The organism is Rothia nasisuis (assembly GCF_928381405.1).
Taxonomy (GTDB): Bacteria; Actinomycetota; Actinomycetes; order Actinomycetales; family Micrococcaceae; genus Rothia; species Rothia nasisuis.
Genome location: NZ_CAKMSB010000003.1, coordinates 1 through 15708, shown reverse-complemented (window position 1 = coordinate 15708; position 15708 = coordinate 1). Strand labels below are relative to the sequence as shown.

At 59.1% G+C, this 15708-nt stretch carries 15 protein-coding genes; 12 read left to right on the top strand and 3 right to left on the bottom strand.

The features are described from left to right. The first annotated feature begins 102 nt into the window (after positions 1-102). The 6 genes from L6966_RS03210 (at position 103) to fbaA (ending at position 7675) form a co-directional block, all read left to right on the top strand. Entirely contained in the window at positions 103-1527 is a 1425-nt protein-coding gene (locus L6966_RS03210; RefSeq protein WP_237232866.1) for an anthranilate synthase component I family protein, read from the top strand. Between the two features lie 141 nt (positions 1528-1668). Beyond that, positions 1669-2250, top strand: coding sequence for an orotate phosphoribosyltransferase (gene pyrE / locus L6966_RS03205; protein ID WP_237225328.1), 582 nt, complete (start codon positions 1669-1671; stop codon positions 2248-2250). Further along, positions 2251-2907: a TrmH family RNA methyltransferase gene (locus L6966_RS03200; protein WP_083090585.1), complete on the top strand. Its 657-nt coding sequence runs from the start codon at positions 2251-2253 to the stop codon at positions 2905-2907. A 121-nt stretch (positions 2908-3028) separates the two neighbouring features. Next, positions 3029-4531, top strand: coding sequence for an MFS transporter (locus L6966_RS03195; RefSeq protein ID WP_237232865.1), 1503 nt, complete (start codon positions 3029-3031; stop codon positions 4529-4531). A gap of 215 nt (positions 4532-4746) precedes the next feature. Then, positions 4747-6357 carry an SLC13 family permease gene (locus L6966_RS03190; protein WP_237232864.1) on the top strand — a complete coding sequence of 537 codons (1611 nt, stop codon included), beginning with the start codon at positions 4747-4749 and terminating at the stop codon, positions 6355-6357. Positions 6358-6649: 292 nt separating this feature from the next. Then, complete coding sequence (fbaA, locus tag L6966_RS03185; RefSeq protein WP_083090583.1) at positions 6650-7675, top strand: class II fructose-bisphosphate aldolase; 1026 nt, start codon at positions 6650-6652, stop codon at positions 7673-7675. Positions 7676-7894: 219 nt separating this feature from the next. On the opposite strand, the gene L6966_RS03180 is transcribed toward fbaA, so the two are convergent. Beyond that, positions 7895-9994 (bottom strand): PhoX family protein, encoded by a 2100-nt coding sequence (locus L6966_RS03180; protein WP_237232863.1) that lies wholly within the window; start codon positions 9992-9994, stop codon positions 7895-7897. Positions 9995-10286: 292 nt separating this feature from the next. Here L6966_RS03180 and L6966_RS03175 point away from each other — a divergent pair, with 292 nt between their 5' ends. The 6 genes from L6966_RS03175 to ald all read left to right on the top strand — a co-directional run bounded on the left by L6966_RS03175 (position 10287) and on the right by ald (position 14054). Continuing rightward, positions 10287-10586: a hypothetical protein gene (locus L6966_RS03175; protein WP_237232862.1), complete on the top strand. Its 300-nt coding sequence runs from the start codon at positions 10287-10289 to the stop codon at positions 10584-10586. After that, positions 10564-11184 carry a Fic family protein gene (locus tag L6966_RS03170; protein WP_237232942.1) on the top strand — a complete coding sequence of 207 codons (621 nt, stop codon included), beginning with the start codon at positions 10564-10566 and terminating at the stop codon, positions 11182-11184. Before L6966_RS03175 ends, L6966_RS03170 begins: the two co-directional genes overlap by 23 nt. A 41-nt stretch (positions 11185-11225) precedes the next feature. Further along, positions 11226-11642 (top strand): DUF3151 domain-containing protein, encoded by a 417-nt coding sequence (locus tag L6966_RS03165; RefSeq protein ID WP_237232861.1) that lies wholly within the window; start codon positions 11226-11228, stop codon positions 11640-11642. A 180-nt stretch (positions 11643-11822) separates the two neighbouring features. Then, positions 11823-12143 (top strand): Abi family protein, encoded by a 321-nt coding sequence (locus tag L6966_RS12080; protein WP_272878783.1) that lies wholly within the window; start codon positions 11823-11825, stop codon positions 12141-12143. After that, positions 12127-12795 (top strand): Abi family protein, encoded by a 669-nt coding sequence (locus tag L6966_RS03160; protein WP_272878782.1) that lies wholly within the window; start codon positions 12127-12129, stop codon positions 12793-12795. The genes L6966_RS12080 and L6966_RS03160 overlap by 17 nt, the downstream gene beginning before the upstream one ends. A 170-nt stretch (positions 12796-12965) precedes the next feature. Beyond that, positions 12966-14054, top strand: coding sequence for an alanine dehydrogenase (gene ald, locus L6966_RS03155; RefSeq protein ID WP_083090652.1), 1089 nt, complete (start codon positions 12966-12968; stop codon positions 14052-14054). Between the two features lie 92 nt (positions 14055-14146). On the opposite strand, the gene L6966_RS03150 is transcribed toward ald, so the two are convergent. Together L6966_RS03150 and L6966_RS03145 are read right to left on the bottom strand one after the other, a co-directional pair. After that, positions 14147-14485, bottom strand: a complete 339-nt coding sequence (locus L6966_RS03150) for a hypothetical protein (RefSeq protein WP_237232860.1) — start codon at positions 14483-14485, stop codon at positions 14147-14149. A gap of 73 nt (positions 14486-14558) precedes the next feature. Continuing rightward, positions 14559-14978 (bottom strand): hypothetical protein, encoded by a 420-nt coding sequence (locus L6966_RS03145; protein WP_237225333.1) that lies wholly within the window; start codon positions 14976-14978, stop codon positions 14559-14561. Between the last annotated feature and the right edge of the window lie 730 nt (positions 14979-15708).

Genomic DNA, 15708 nt, shown 5'->3' with positions numbered 1-15708 from the left:
GCGCAGGTAGAACTTCCACCCCCGCCCTAGCAGCTCTTTGACGCCAGCCCCACACCAAGCCTGGGCAGGTAAAACCCCTGCCTACCCCGTTACAATGAGTCGGTGACTTCTCTAACCTGTCGTGCTCTGAACTTTTCGGTAGAACCCGCCGTCGCTTTTCCTCTGCTGGCTGGCGGGTCTTCGTATGCCTTCTGGCTGGATTCGGCCCGCGACGAGTCGCCCATGTCCCGCTACTCCTACCTGGGGGCGCCCCTGGGTGGGGGAGTGCTGCGCTACGGGCAGCCGGGGCAGGTTGACCTGCTTGACGTGAGTGGCCGCCCCCAGCAGGTCTACCGCGACAGCATCTGGCAGGTGCTCCCCGACTTTGTGGAGGCTGCGCCGCGCCCTGCGGTCACCAAGGATGAGGACGCCCCGCCCATCGGCGTCCTGCTGGGCGGCTATGTGGGTTTCATGGGCTACGAAACCCATGCCGACCTAGAGGTCACTGCCTTTCACGGGGAGCACCCTCAGCGGGTAGCCCATACCCCAGATGCCCTATGGATGCCAGCAACCCACTACCTCATCCTTGAGCATGCCAGCGAGAGATGCTGGCTGGTAGGGCCCGCTGACTGGGTTGAAGACACTGCACAAAAACTGCAAGAAATATTCACTTCATCTATATGTATAGCTAAAAAGGAATATGCTTCGCAGGTGGTTTTACCTGACTTTCCCCTGCCCGACCGCACCGATTATCTGGCCGCTATTGCCAGCGCTCGGGCTGAAATCGCTGAGGGCAACAGCTATGAGGTATGCCTGACGGCCGAGACTTCAGTGCAGCTGGCTACCCCGCTAGATGCTGACGAACTGCTCAGTCTCTACCTGGCCCAGCGGCAGGCCAATGCCGCCCCCTACGCGGCCTTCCTACGCTGCGATGACTTTACGGTGCTCTCGTCCTCTCCCGAAAAATTCCTGACGGTCACTGCCGAGGGCCGCGCTGAAGCCAAGCCCATCAAGGGCACCGTGCCGCGGGGCGCGTCCGCCCACGAAGACCAGCAGGCAGCCACCTGGCTTGCCAGCGACCCCAAAACCCGCGCCGAAAACCTCATGATCGTGGACCTACTCCGCAACGACCTGTCGATGGTCTCCTACCCCGAGAGCGTGCGGGTGCCGGTGCTCATGGGGGTGGAGTCCTATTCGACAGTGCACCAGCTGGTCTCAACCGTTGTCTCGCAGCTGCGCCCGGGCGTCACCGCCCTGGAGGCTGTGGCCGCCTGCTTCCCCGGCGGCTCCATGACCGGCGCACCCAAGGCCGCCACCATGGCTATCATCGACCGGCTTGAGGGCCGGGCCCGCGGGGTCTACTCGGGTGCCCTGGGCTACCTGGGCGCCGACGGCTCAGCCGCCCTCTCCATTGTCATTAGGACGCTAGTAGCCCACTCCGACGGTCTGTTCACCCTGGCAGCCGGTGGGGCAATCGTCGCGGACTCTGACCCGGCCGCTGAATATGAGGAGATGGTCACCAAACTCCGGGCTGCCGTGCCCAGGTAGCGGGTGGGCTGGGCGGGCGTACAACCTGCCTGCTTGCTGTGACGAGCTGGGCCCGAGCGTCCTTGCGCTAATCGGCTCACCCGGCGGTAACTCGCCCTGCCTGCCCCCGGCTAGGCGGTAGCGTCCTTTAGACTAAAAAGCATGACTAACCTCTCCACCACCCTCCCCATCGATCAAGCACGCGAACGTCTGCGCGAGCTCATCAGTGAATTAGCCGTCGTGCGCGGTAAGGTCACCCTGGCCTCTGGTAAAGAAGCTGACTACTACGTTGATTTGCGCCGCATCACCCTGCACCACGAGGCCTCCCGCCTGGTTGGCCAGGTCATGCTTGACCTGCTCGACTCAGCTGACATTGAATTTGACGCCGCCGGTGGCCTGACCATGGGTGCCGACCCTGTCGGCCACGCCATCATGCGCACCGCAGGTGACCAGGGTCGCGCCATCGACACCTTTGTCGTGCGTAAGGCCCAGAAGTCCTACGGAATGGGCCGCCAGGTTGAAGGCCCATCAGTTGAAGGACGTCGCGTGGTCGCCGTTGAGGACACCTCCACCACCGGTGGCTCCGCCCTCACCGCTGTTGAGGCCCTGCGCAAGGCAGGCGCTGAGGTGGTAGCCGTCGCCGTCATCGTTGACCGCGCTACCGGCGCCAAGGAGCACATTGAAGAAGTTGCGGGCGTGCCCTGCCTCTACGCCTACTCCAAGACCGACCTGGGCCTGGACTAAGTGGCAGACCTAGAAGCAACTGAGGCCGAAGTCGAGAGCACGGAGCGGGAAATCGGCGTCGGCCCCTGGGTGGGCCCCTGGCCCGAAGGCGATTGGTGGGACCCAGAGCTACTGCGCGAGGGCGACCGCCGCAACGTCCTTGACCGCTACCGGTACTGGAGTATGGACGCCATCGTTGCCGATCTCGACACCCGACGCCACTCCTTTCACGTAGCCATCGAGAACTGGCAGCACGACCTCAATATCGGCACCGTGGTGCGCACTGCCAACGCTTTTCTAGCTAAAGAGGTGCATATCATTGGCAAGAAGCGGTGGAACCGCCGCGGCGCTATGGTCACCGACCGCTATCAGCACGTGCGCCACCACCCTACCGTTGAAGACTTTGTGGCCTGGGCACAGGGGGAGGGGCTAGCGATTATAGGTATTGATATCTTCCCCGACTCCAAGCAGCTTGAAACCTACGACCTGCCCAAAGACTGCGTGCTGGTTTTCGGGCAGGAGGGCCCGGGTCTCTCTGAAGGGATTCACACGGCAGCTGAGGCGACCCTGTCGATCGAGCAGTACGGTTCCACCCGTTCCATGAATGCGGCAACTGCTGCCGGTATCGCCATGCACGCCTGGATTCGCCGCCACGAGTTCGGCCAGCGCGTCCGCTAGGGCGCCAACCTAAGAAAAGTTTGCATTTCTGCAAAACTTTACACATCAAATGTTTCATTGCTGAACTAAGCGGGTTTACAATGGCACTGTACGCCACGGACGCAAGAGAAGAAACGCAGCAGTGAAAATACCACCAGAGACCAACCCCCTACCGGCACAAGCTCCCGCGCAGCGCCCTGCTCCACCGGACCAGGTCAACCTGCCGCCCAACACCAGCGCTCGCAAACTCATGGTGGCCCTGCTGATTCCGCTCTTCATGGCGCTCATGGCAATCTCGGTAGTCAACGTGGCTCTCACCCCCATCGGGCACTCCCTCAAGGCAGGATCGAGCGTCACCCAGTGGATTGTCTCTGGCTACGCCCTGGCCTTCGGCGTGCCCCTGGTCGCCGCCGGACGCATTGGCGATGCCACCGGCCGCCGCCGCATGTTTATGCTCGGCGTGGGGCTCTTCACCCTAGGATCCCTGCTGAGTGCACTCGCACCAACCATCGGCGTCCTCATCGCAGCCCGTGTGATCCAGGGCCTGGGTGCAGGCCTCATCAACCCTCAGACCACCGGCATCATTCAGGCCAGCTTCACCGGCCAGACCCGGGCCCGCGCCTACGGTATGTTCGGCACTGTGGTAGCCCTGGCTGTAATCGTAGGACCGGTGCTGGGTGGCTTTCTGATACAAATTTTTGGCGAGACCCTGGGCTGGCGCATGATGTTCATGATAAACGTGCCCATCGGCCTGCTCGGTCTACTCCTAGCCCAGCGCTGGATCCCCAACGATCGCCCGCAGGCTCCTGCCCAACTGTCAGCTCGCTCCCGTCTCGACCTTGACCCGGTTGGTATGGTCACCCTGGCAGTAGCTATCTTCGCCACCCTCTTTCCCTTTGTAGAACGCAGCGGTAACCCCCTGGTATGGGCGTCGCTTCCGGTAGGTCTGGCCTTGATCGGCTTCTTCATGTGGTGGGAGCGCCGCTACAAGAGAGTAGGCCGCCCACCCATGCTCGACATGGACCTGGTGACCACCCCTGCCTTCCGCAATGGCATTCTCATCGTCACCCTCTACTTTTTGGGTAACACCAGTATCTGGCTGGTCATCCCCATCTACGTACAAAATCACCTGGGTGAGAGCGCACTGATGGCCGCACTAATTACAATCCCCTCATCGATCCTCTCGGCTTTCGCCGCTCCCTGGGCGGGGCGCCGGGTGCTGGGCATGGGCCGCCGACTGGTCATGGTGGGGTTTAGCCTCTCCATGATCTCAATCGTGGCTACCATGTTCTCTATCACCCCGGTTGAGCAGGGTCTGCTGCCGGTCTGGTTTTTGGCGCTACCGCTGATTCTGATTGGTGCAGGTGGTGGCTTGGTCATCTCGCCCAACCAGACGCTGACCCTGGCCTCTGTGTCACCCGCCGTGAGCGGTGTAGCTGGTGGCGTGCTCTCGCTGGGTCAGCGGATGGGCACAGCCATTGGCACAGCTATTATCCCGTCAGTTCTATACGGCCTGGTTGAAGCGGGCTACCACTGGAATATCGGCATCATCGCCGCCTTTGGCTCAATTCTGGTGACCCTTACTCTGGGGATGGTCTTTACTATCGCTGACCGTCGCCGCGAAGTTCGCCAGGCCACTCACTAGCGCGGGCTGGGCTGGTGGAGTCGAGCTATGTGCAGGGACGCTCCGGGCCCCTAGCCGAGGCAGGGCAAGTAACAGAAGTGGCCGGGGCGCTTCACATCAGCGCTTATCAGGTACAGTAAAGAAATCCCTGTATACACACTTTGCCCGGGAGAACATGCTCTCGCAATGAGCTAGTAGACTCCCGGCACCAACACACACAACGAAGTGAGGTTGAGATGGAAAAGCCCCATATCACAGGCGACCATCTGCAGAAATATAGTGCGGCCCCCACACAGTCTATTGATCAGATTCACCGCTCCCGCGGCTCTCAGGCCCCAGAGGTCGAACCCGGTGAACGTAAGAAGCGTCTGATTGGCCTGTTCGGTGGCCTGCTTGCAGCCGCTCTCACCTACGTCATTATGCCCGAGGAGGTGCCCGACGCCGCGCGGCTGACCGCAGCCACCGCCGTCCTCATGGGGGCCTGGTGGATGACCGAGGCCCTGCCCATTCCCGCCACCGCCCTGCTACCGCTGGTGATTTTCCCGGTTTTCAACGCCGAGGTCGAAATCAACGACATTGGCGCTAGCTACGGCAACAACATCATCTTCCTCTTCATGGGCGGTTTCTTGCTGGCTCTTGCAATGCAACGCTGGAACCTGCATCGCCGCATTGCCCTGCTGACCCTCACCATTATGGGTACCAAGCCCTCGATGATGGTAGCGGGTTTCATGGTGGCAACCGGTTTTCTTTCCATGTGGGTCTCAAACACCGCAACCGCTGTGATGATGATTCCTATCGGTGTTTCCGTGCTTATGCTGATCGCTCAGGCCTCAGGCACCACCGCGATTCAGATTGGGGACGCCGCTACCCCCGATAGCGAGGAAGTCAAGCAGGCGGTTATTAAGTCTGATTTTGGAACCGCCCTTATGCTGGGCATTGCCTACGCTGCCTCCATCGGTTCGCTGGGCACACTGATTGGCACCCCGCCCAACACCCTACTGGCTGGCTACATGGCCGATACCCACGGTGTGCATATTGGTTTTGGTCAGTGGATGCTGGTGGGCGTGCCCCTCTCTGTGGTGGTGCTCTTCTTCTGCTGGTTCCTGCTCACCAAGGTTCTCTTCAAGCCAGAGATTGATGAGATTCCCGGCGGCAAGAAGCTCATTGCCAACGAATACGCCAAGCTAGGGGCTATGAGCGCCGGTGAGGTGCGGGTACTCATCATCTTTATCGCCGCTGCGCTGGCCTGGATTTTTGTGCCCATCATCTGGCCAGAGAGCACCCCGATTACCGACGCGGGAATCGCTGTAGCTGTTGGCCTGCTCCTCTTCGCCCTACCTGCGGGAGGCACCGCCAACAAGGGCGTACGCCTGATTGACTGGGAGACCGCAACCAAGCTGCCCTGGGGTGTGCTGCTTCTCTTCGGTGGCGGCCTGGCTCTTTCTGGGCAGTTCACCAGCTCAGGCTTGACCAAGTGGATCGGTGATTCCGTAGAGCAGATGGGCGTGATGCCCGTGCTCGTCATTGTTCTGCTGGTGACCGCTGGCGTTATCTTCTTGACTGAGCTGACCAGCAACACCGCAACCGCTGCAACCTTCTTGCCCGTTGCGGGTGGTATTGCCATCGGTATGGGCTATGACCCCATGCTGCTGGCCATTCCCGTTGCCCTGGCTGCCACCTGTGCATTTATGTTGCCGGTGGCTACACCGCCCAACGCGATTGCCTATGGTTCGGGCTATGTGACCATCGGGCAGATGGTCAAGGGAGGCCTCTGGCTCAATCTTTTCTGCATCGTGGTGATTACCGCAGTGACCATGACCCTGGCGGTCTGGATCTTTGGCCTCTAGCCCGGGCTAAACCCATAAAAACCCAACGCTCTAACACCGGTTCTGTTGAAAAACCGGTGTTAGGGTGCTTAATACCCCTGCGAAGTACATTGTTTTCTGTGGGTTTATGCCCGAAATTAATGTGGGAAACCTCCCCAGAAGCCCCGCCCCCTTGATAGACTGAGAGGCAGGCAGGAGCCCACCCACCGGCGTCCTTGTACCGCGAACCCCGCGCTGCAAGAACCCACCGGGCACGGCACCAACTCACTGTGGCTGCCAACCGGGTGGCCCCACCGACAACCAAGGAGTCAGCATGCCTATTGCAACCCCTGAAGTCTACGCAGAAATGCTCGAAAACGCCCGCACCAAGGGCTTTGCGTACCCCGCAGTCAACGTCACCTCCTCACAGACTCTGAACGCAGCCATTCGCGGCTTCGCAGAGGCAGGCTCAGACGGCATCGTCCAGGCTTCAACCGGCGGCGCAGCCTACTGGTCAGGCCCCAACAAGAAGAACATGGTTGTCGGCTCACTGGCTTTTGCGGCCTACGCCCGCGAAGTTGCTAAGCAGTACGACGTCAACATCGCCCTGCACACCGACCACTGCCCCCAAGACAAGCTCGAAGACTTTGTGTTGCCCCTGCTGGCAGAATCAGAGAAGGCAGTAGCCCGCGGCGAAGACCCCATCTTCAACTCTCACATGTGGGACGGCTCCGCTATCTCCCTCGAAGAGAACCTACAGATTGCTCAGGAACTGATTGAGCGCACCTCCAAGGCCAAGCAGGTCCTCGAAGTTGAAATCGGCGCAGTCGGCGGCGAAGAAGACGGCGTTGAAGGCGCTATCGACGACTCCCTCTACACCACCGTTGAGGACGCCATCAAGACCGTTGAGGCTATCGGCCTGGGCGAAAAGGGCACCTACATGGCAGCCCTGACCTTCGGTAACGTCCACGGCGTCTACAAGCCCGGTAACGTTCACCTGCGCCCCGAGTTGCTCAAGGAAATCCAGACCGAAGTTGGTGCCAAGTACGGCAAGGGCGATAAGCCCTTCTTCCTGGTCTTCCACGGCGGTTCAGGCTCCACCGAGCAGGAAATCGCAGACGCAGTTTCCTACGGTGTTATCAAGATGAACATCGACACCGACACCCAGTACGCCTACACCCGCCCCGTTGTGGACCACATGTTCCGCAACTACGACGGCGTGCTCAAGGTTGACGGCGAGGTCGGCAACAAGAAGACCTACGACCCCCGCGTCTGGGGTGCAGCTGCTGAAGCTGGTATGGCTGCGCGCGTTGTTGAAGCTGCCCAGCAGCTCGGCTCCGCCGGTACCTCCGGCAAGTAGCCCCTGTAGCTAGGAACCTCCTGGCACTCTAAAAGGCCGGCTCCCGCGTGTGCGGGGGCCGACCTTTTAGTATTTAAGGCCGAATGTGCCACTTATTGCCACGTGGGGGAGACAGGGCGGCACATTCGGCAATAAGTGGCACATTCGCGGGTGGGACGCGGACGGACGCGCGGGGCAGCGCAGAGGCAGCAGACAGTGTGGACGCCGCGGTGTGGCCTGCTAGTTGCTGTGGGCCTCTAGGCCAATGTTGCCGCCGTCCTCACGCCAGATGACCACCGCCGACGGGCGAGGCACCCTGCCGGGGCCATCAGGCCAGGTGGAAGAAGGGTTCTCTACCGTTGACTCGTCGCCTTCACCGGGGTGTTGCACATTGACCAGCACCCGATTCTCACAGATGATGGGCCCACAGGTTTCTGCCTCGGTAGGCACCGTGAGGAAGCATTTGACCTGCCCTCGGTTTTCACCCGAAAGCTCAACACTGTACAGCCCGTCGTGGGTGCCCAGAGCGTTGCCGTCGGTGGAAATCCAGAGGTTGCCGTAGGGGTCAAAGGCCAGGTTATCGGGGCAGGAGATAGGGGAGACCTGGGTCTTATCAAACCCGCCAAAGTAGCTGTAGGCTTCGTCGGGGTCACCGCAGACCAGAAGCAGGTTCCAGGTGAAGCAGGTACCTGCGTGCTGGTCGTCAATCTCCATAACCAGGCCATTTTTGTTCTCGCGGATGGGCGCGTATTCGGTCACGTCCTCCTTGCTAAAGGAGGCATCCTCACCGGTGGCACCGCGGTACTTGTTGTTGGTGAGAGCCACATAGGTTAGGCCGGTGGCAGGGTTGGTCTGAAAGTCTTCGGGCCGGTCCATCTTGGTGGCCCCCACCTGGTCTGCCGCCAGGCGGGTGTACACACAGACCTCTTCGGGGGTGAAGCCCGCGACGTGGGAGGTTGCGGAGCCGTCCTCGTGGGCTGTGACAAGCGGGTGCCAGATGCCGGTTCCGTCAAAGGTACCGTCGGAGGGGAGAGTGCCTGCGCCGTCAATCTCTGTAGGGCATGAATTGCCCTGCAAGGACGCTACATAGAGGGTTCCGGCGTCGAGGATGGTCATGTTGTGGCAGGTATCGCCTTCGATGATTTTGCGGCTGGAGACGAACTTGTAGATGTATTCGAAGCGTTCATCGTCGCCGGAGTAGCAGACCACGGTTCCGTCGTTCGTCACGTGCACGTTGCCGGCCTCGTGCTTGAAACGGCCGAGCGCGGTGTGCTTGACCGGGGTGGATGCAGGGTCAAAGGGGTTAATCTCGACGATGTAGCCGAAGCGGTTGACCTCGTTGGGTTCGACTGCCAGGTCGAAGCGGGGGTGAAAATTTTCCCAGAGACGCTCGGTTGCACCCTCTTTGATACCCATGCGCTGGGTGCCTTCGTGAGCTCTGCCCTCTAACGCCTCAAGGTGGGCGAAGTACTGGTCAATGTTTTCTTCACCGGAGAGGTAGGTTCCCCAGGGGGTGATGCCGCCTGAGCAGTTATTCAGGGTTCCAAGGACGGTGGTTCCGCGGGGGTCAGCGCAGGTTGTGACGAGGCAGCTACCGGCAGCTGGGCCAGTGAGCGTGAAGGGGGTGTTGCCCGTGATACGGCGATTGAGTGGCGCATCGATTAGGGCGGTCAGGTTCCCCGAGCATGGGTCTTTTTGCACTTCAAGAATCGTCTGCCCGTGGGCTGCCAGGCCGATGTTGACCTGCTCTTCGGTGGGGTTTTCGGCGTCGTAGTGCGGGTGCATGTGAGGCTCGGTGGTGTATTCGTGGGAGCAGACATAGACGAGCCGAGTACAGTCTGTGGGGTGCTCGAAGAGCCCTGCGAAGTCGTTGTTAAACCCGAATTGCCGTTCTTGCTTGGCTGCGGTTTGGGCGTTGACGTCGAAGGCGGGGGTATCGCTGAAGAGGGGGTCTCCCCATGACATTAAGATGTTGTAGGTGTACCCGTCAGGGACGGTCACGCTGTCGCTGGTGTTGGGGAGGACGGGGGTGAACTGTAGGCCGGGGCTGCTCGGCTGGTAAAAGGAGCTCCCGGGGCCTGACCGTGTCGATGGGCCTGCTGCTGCGGCTGCTGCGGGGCTGGTGGGGGCGAGTGCGCCGCCGCCCAGGGCCAGTGTGAGCAGGCCGCCTGTGCGCAGGGCAGATCGGCGTGTGACAGCGCCGAAGTATTCGTTGGAGGATGTGTTGCTGCATCTACCAAAACAGGCGTTACCGCACTTGTAGGTGCAGGTGAGTGAAGAGCGTGAGGAGAAGAAGTTGGTCAGCAGATTTTTGCCGATAAGAGACATGGGGGTACTCACATTTTCTGGGTAAGCGAATAAATAATGTGTGACGTGGGTGTATGCCCAACGGTTTAGTGTAGGAGCTGTAGATTGCTTAATGTCTCACTCTAGGTTTCCTGCCGGTTAACGGCGAGTGAAAGCCGGTGAAGGGCACCCGCGCCTGCTGAAACGCAAAAAGGGCGGTTTTTGGGAGATAGGAGCTCTGGATGATGGTGCTATCTCCCAGAAGGGGGTGTTTTTGGGAGATACATCTGGCTATGATGGGAGCTAAATACCAAAAACAGCTATTTTTGTGAGATAAGGGTTGGCTTTGAAGAAGTACAAGAGCCTGAAAGCGGTGTTTCACCAGTTTGATGCTGTAGCTGCCGAAGAAGAAGGCCGTCGGAGGAAAGCCAGTGGCTTTGAGACTTCCTTTCAGGTAGGCGATCACTCACTTTTCTATACCTCCACACCTCAGCTTCTCGTCTTACAGGAGCAGGTGCTCCTGAACGAGCGAACGCTTGGACAACTTGCTGTTGATATTCCTCTAGCTGCTCAAAGAGGATACCTTTACGAGCTTATTATCCGTGAAATTACAGCTTCAGGCCATGTTAACGCACTTAGAGGATGATGCTCCTTTTCTTCTCTCTCGGGTAGTCTCCCATTTCATGTTTGAGGCAGTACATCCCTTCTACGACGGTAATGGTCGATTTGGGCGTTTTATGCTGAGTGCCCAGCTATACGAGGTGCTCTCGGCTTATACCGTGCTGACCCTATCAGCAGTCATCTATCAGAAAAAGGCTGTCTACTATAAGGCTTTTAGCGAGGTGGAAGACCCCTTGAATATGGGCGATGCCACCTATTTTGCTCAGGTGATGCTGGATTTTATCCGGGACGCCCAATTGGAACTTATTAGTGATTTCTATGCTAAAAAGCAGCTCATGAGTAGCCTTTCAGATCGCGTTAACGCCCTGCCCAAGGAAAGAGAGGAGCTCTCCCGAGGCGCCGTGGACTCTCTGTTTGTGCTAGGGCAAGTCCATCTCTTTGGCGGGGGAGCAGGTCTTGACTGGGTTACTCTCAGTCAGGTCATGGACAGGTCTCGGAATACAGTGCGAGCCTATATTGAGGAACTTGAGAAACAACAGCTTATAGAAAGGACGTCTTCTCGGCCCCTTCGTTTCCGGCTCAGCAGAGCTGGGCTGGAGATGCTCTTTCCCGAGCACGCGTAGACTTTTTGTAGTTACAAGAATTTGAGTTGAATGGAGTAACCATGTCACTTGCCGGTAAGAACCTGTTGGATGGCCCCGCCCCCACCTACCTGCCCGAAGAGCCCGAGCTGACGGCCCGCGTCCGCGCCGGTGAGGCCCCCGCTGATCTCGCGCAGGCCTTCCCCAAGTCATCCTTGGCCTGGGCGCTGCTGGCCGAAGAAACTCTGAAAGAGGGCAGAACCCTTGAGGCCTACGCCTATGCGCGCGTGGGCTATCACCGCGGCCTGGACGCTCTGCGGGGCAACGGCTGGCGCGGTCACGGCCCGATTCCGGTCAGCCACGAGCCCAACCGGGGCTTCCTTAAGGCCCTGCTGATTCTGGGCCAGACCGCTACGGCTATTGGTGAGGCGGACGAGGCTGAGCGTATCGAGAAATTCCTGGACGACTCCGACCCGGCTGCCGCCGCCGAGCTGGCCTAGATTACATCTAGGTCCTCCCGTAGCCCTAGATGTTGAGCAGATTACCTTGAGTAGGCTCAACACTCGAACAGAAATCGGGTAGACTATAGAGCAACATTCATCCCCGTTGCGTACGGTCCTTTGGGACTGGCTGATTCGTTAGCCGTGTACGCTACGGGGATTTTTCTATAAAATTTAGACATGATTCTGCCTTCAGATCTGGCATCACAACATCCTCCGCAGCCTACCAAACCATGGCTTGATATAGACCAACAGGTAGCCAAACTAGAGATGCGTGGGTTGCCTTTGGATGATTCACAGCGGGCGCTTTTGGCTAACTTCCTTGCGCACCAGAATTACTACCGTTTCAGTGGCTACTTTAAGCAGTTTATGGAACCTGCTCCGGCTGACGAGTTCAAGCCGGGCACAAGTCTCGAACAGCTTCTAACGGTCTACTCGCTCGATAATCAGATGCGGCTACTGGTTTTTCGTGGTGTGCAGGTGATTGAACCAAGTTATTAGAACACGGGTAGCTTTTCGTCTGGCTGAAGGGCCAGAGAATGGGCCTACCCGCTATCTTTTGAGAAGCGCATATGAGCCCTCCCGCCCTAGTAATTTGCCGCCTCGTGGAATGCCCTTAGACGCTTGGCAGGCTAAACATGCGGGTCTTACTCGCAGCCGTGAATCTTTGATGAGGAGCATTGAAGACACCTTGAATCGAGAAGAACTGTATCTTCAGCACTTTGTGAATCAGGGGCAGCAGGTTCCTTTGTGGGCAATGGTTGAGGCGATGTCTCTCGGGGATCTCTCTAAGATGGTGAGCACCTGGAAAGATACTAACCAGATACAGCGGTTGATGGAGGATCTAGGGTTTACACGAGCTGAGGAGCTAAGACGCGCTATTGGTAACGTAAATTTCTTTCGGAATCTAGCCGCTCACCACAACCGGCTGTGGGGGAGGCGTCTTACCCGTCCTGTTGCAAAGTCACCGTGGAAAGGTGCAAAAGGTTTAGAGTATTCAGGTTTACCGGTGGAAGCTCCCGTTCATATTCTGCGTCTGCTGTCTGATTGGGTTGACCATATTCAGGGAAACCAAACGTACTCAACTGAGCTATGGCAGCTTATCAGTATCGATTCAGCCTATGAGGAGGGGATGCTTTTTCCTTCTCTATAGCTCGCATTGGCCCATAGTTTTGCTCCGGAAGAGCTCGCCTAGTCGCCGTCCGCCCCGGGTTTTCTATGAATATGAAGAAAACCCGGGGTGGTTTGTTTTTGTTCAATAAAAGGGAGTAGGCTGACTAACGCAATAGTTTTCAGCGACGAAAATGAATGGGAGACCCCCTCATGCGCATTGGTGTGCCCCGCGAAATCAAGCCCCAGGAGCAGCGCGTGGGCCTCACTCCAGACGGTGTGCTGGCCCTGACTCAGGCGGGCCACGACGTGCTGATTGAGAAGGACGCCGGTGCCGGTGCCGGTTTCTCTAACGAGGAATACGAGCGGGCGGGTGCCGCCCTGGTCAGCCAGGACGAGGCCTGGAACCAGGCTGAACTGCTGGTGAAGGTCAAAGAGCCGATTGAACCCGAGTACAAGTACCTGCGCGAGGATCTCACCCTTTTCACCTACCTGCACCTGGCCGCTGATAAGCCGCTGACTGAGGCGCTGTTGCGGGCCAAGACTCGCGGTATTGCCTACGAGACCGTGCGGAGCGGCCGCGCCCTGCCCCTGCTGCTGCCTATGAGTGAGGTTGCGGGCCGCCTGGCGGCTCAGGCTGCAACCCAGTACACTCTGGCGACCGAGGGTGGTCAGGGTATTCTGCTGGGTGGCGCGCCCGGTGTTGCCCCCGGCCGCGTGGTGGTTCTGGGTGGCGGTAACGTGGGTACCCACGCCGCTAAGCTGGCGGTGGGCGCTGGCGCTGAGGTCACCATTCTTGAGGGCTACGGCCCCCGCGTGCGTGAACTGTCTGACCTATTCGGCTCCAGCGCGCGCGTGCTGAACTCTACCCCCGCGAATATTGAGCGTGAAATAACTCAGGCCGATGTGGTGATCGGCTCGATTCTGGTTCCCGGTGCCAAGGCTCCCAAGGTGGTACGCCGCGAACATCTGAAGACCATGAAGCCCGGCACCCTGCTGATTGACGTTGCGATTGACCAGGGCGGCTGCTTCGAGACCTCCCGCCCCACCACCTACGCTGACCCGATTTTTGAGGTGGACGGCATCCGTCACTATTGCGTTGCCAACATGCCCGGTGCTGTGCCCCGCACCTCGACGATTGCCCTGACCGACGCAACCCTGCCCTACGTGCTCAAGCTGGCTACCGGTGTTGACGAGGCCCTGGCCAACAACCCCGACCTGGCCCTGGGGCTGAATACCGATGCCGGCAAGATTACCTTTGCCGGCGTGGCTGAGGCCTTCCCCGAGCTGCCTGCCGCTTAGGCGTTAGACGCAAGTTTCAAGGGTGCGGACGCCCGCCCCACCTACCTGCCCTGCGGCAGGGGAGCGGGGCGGGCGTCCCTGCTGTGCAGGAGCTACGTGCTGTGCTTGCTTGTGTGGGGTGGGTGCACCGGTAGAAGCCTGCGTATAAAGATGTAGAGCAGATAGGTGAGTGCAGCGTGGAGGGCCGCAGTGCCCCAGGCCGTGAGTGCGATGGACTCCGGGAGCAGGGAATAGAAGAGGAAGGTTCCTAGCATGGTACCTGCCAGGCCGAGAAGGAGGATTCCGGTTGCCTGCCAGACATGCTTGCCCTGCCAAGGAAAACGAGCCATTTCGAGGCCGAGACCGCCGAGAAAGATTGAGACAAACCCCAGCCAGGTGCTGTCGGCGTATATGCCCCAGGCTATAGACCCGTAGCCCAGACCAGTGACCAAGGCTGCTGCGGGGGGGGGGGGGGAGCCCCGATGATAATGGTGTCTTTGTCTGGTGTGTATGATGGGATGCTTATCATCCCTGCTCCCTGCTCATGGGGTGGTAGCCGGGCGTGACGAAGCGGTAGAACAGCAGGGTGGTGAGTGCAAGCAGGGGCAGGCGCCAGGCGGCGCTGGCGGGATCGTCCAGGCCGGGGTAGAGCAGGGCAAGGACGGCCACTGCGAAAACCGTCTGGGAGGCTAAACCATAGCTGATAGGCAGGGTTCTTTTTGCTGATGCTCGACGGCGGCTGATGTAGATACCGAAACCTACGCAGCAGAAGACAAGAACCATATTGAGCAGGTGGGCCTGGAAGATGAGGCTGGCTGAGAGAGCCGTGAAGAGGGCTGTGCTGGTGAGGGTTTGCGACCAGTTGCTGCCGATACGCTCCTCGTAGGTGTAGGGCGCGGATGCCTGCTGTACGGCCGGGCGGGACTGGATGGTCTGTTCGGTCATGGTGGTCTCCTCGTTGAGATTTCTACCATTGTAGAATCGTGGGCCTTTGTCAGGCTAGGGGCTACCCCCCCATATTTTTTAGTGGGGGAGGTGGGCCTGCTGGTGTGAATCCAGGGCAATCGGTTAGCCTGGCAGCCAACTTTTCGGCGGTCTGTGAGGGCGCTGTCATGCCGGTGACCTCCTTGCTGTCTGCCCACCGCCCTAGCTGTCAGTGCTTACTATTTTATGAGATAGAGAGAAGGCCGCAACCTTCTGGTTGCGGCCTTCTCTTCTACACACACATTTTCGCACCTAATCCCTTACGGGAGGAGCATCAGAGGTTACACACATTCTCTGAAAGGGTGCGGCCATCGCCGCTGTGAGATTCTCAGTCTCTTGAGTGGAGGTTTTCTCTCCTCGTCCTCATGTCTTTAACTATGGCAACCCAACCTTTGAAGGGAGTTTAGGGAACCTGTGCGAACCCTATGAAAAAAGTTTCTGGGTGAAGTTTCCCTGGGAATTTGCCCAGCCTCTTGCCGTAGACGAGAAGCCTGCAAACATGTGCAGGGGAGTACAGGGGTACAGGGGCATAGGGGCCGCGCGGAAATCCGGGTGCTTTGGTTCTTACCAGGTGGGTGTGGGTGTGGCGGTGGAGTCGGGGCAGCCCCAGGCGGTGGGTTCTTGGGCGCAGGTGCCATCGACCAGTCTGACTTCGGTGCGCCAGACGCGGATGAGTTGGGGTTCTGTGGTT

Excerpts from the sequence above, each read along its gene's own strand:
- pyrE (WP_237225328.1), top strand. The coding sequence starts at position 1,669 with ATGACTAACCTCTCCACCACCCTCCCCATCGATCAAGCACGCGAACGT.
- L6966_RS03190 (WP_237232864.1), top strand. The coding sequence starts at position 4,747 with ATGGAAAAGCCCCATATCACAGGCGACCATCTGCAGAAATATAGTGCG.
- fbaA (WP_083090583.1), top strand. The coding sequence starts at position 6,650 with ATGCCTATTGCAACCCCTGAAGTCTACGCAGAAATGCTCGAAAACGCC.
- L6966_RS03170 (WP_237232942.1), top strand. The coding sequence starts at position 10,564 with ATGTTAACGCACTTAGAGGATGATGCTCCTTTTCTTCTCTCTCGGGTA.
- L6966_RS03165 (WP_237232861.1), top strand. The coding sequence starts at position 11,226 with ATGTCACTTGCCGGTAAGAACCTGTTGGATGGCCCCGCCCCCACCTAC.
- L6966_RS12080 (WP_272878783.1), top strand. The coding sequence starts at position 11,823 with ATGATTCTGCCTTCAGATCTGGCATCACAACATCCTCCGCAGCCTACC.
- ald (WP_083090652.1), top strand. The coding sequence starts at position 12,966 with ATGCGCATTGGTGTGCCCCGCGAAATCAAGCCCCAGGAGCAGCGCGTG.
- L6966_RS03145 (WP_237225333.1), bottom strand. The coding sequence starts at position 14,978 with ATGACCGAACAGACCATCCAGTCCCGCCCGGCCGTACAGCAGGCATCC.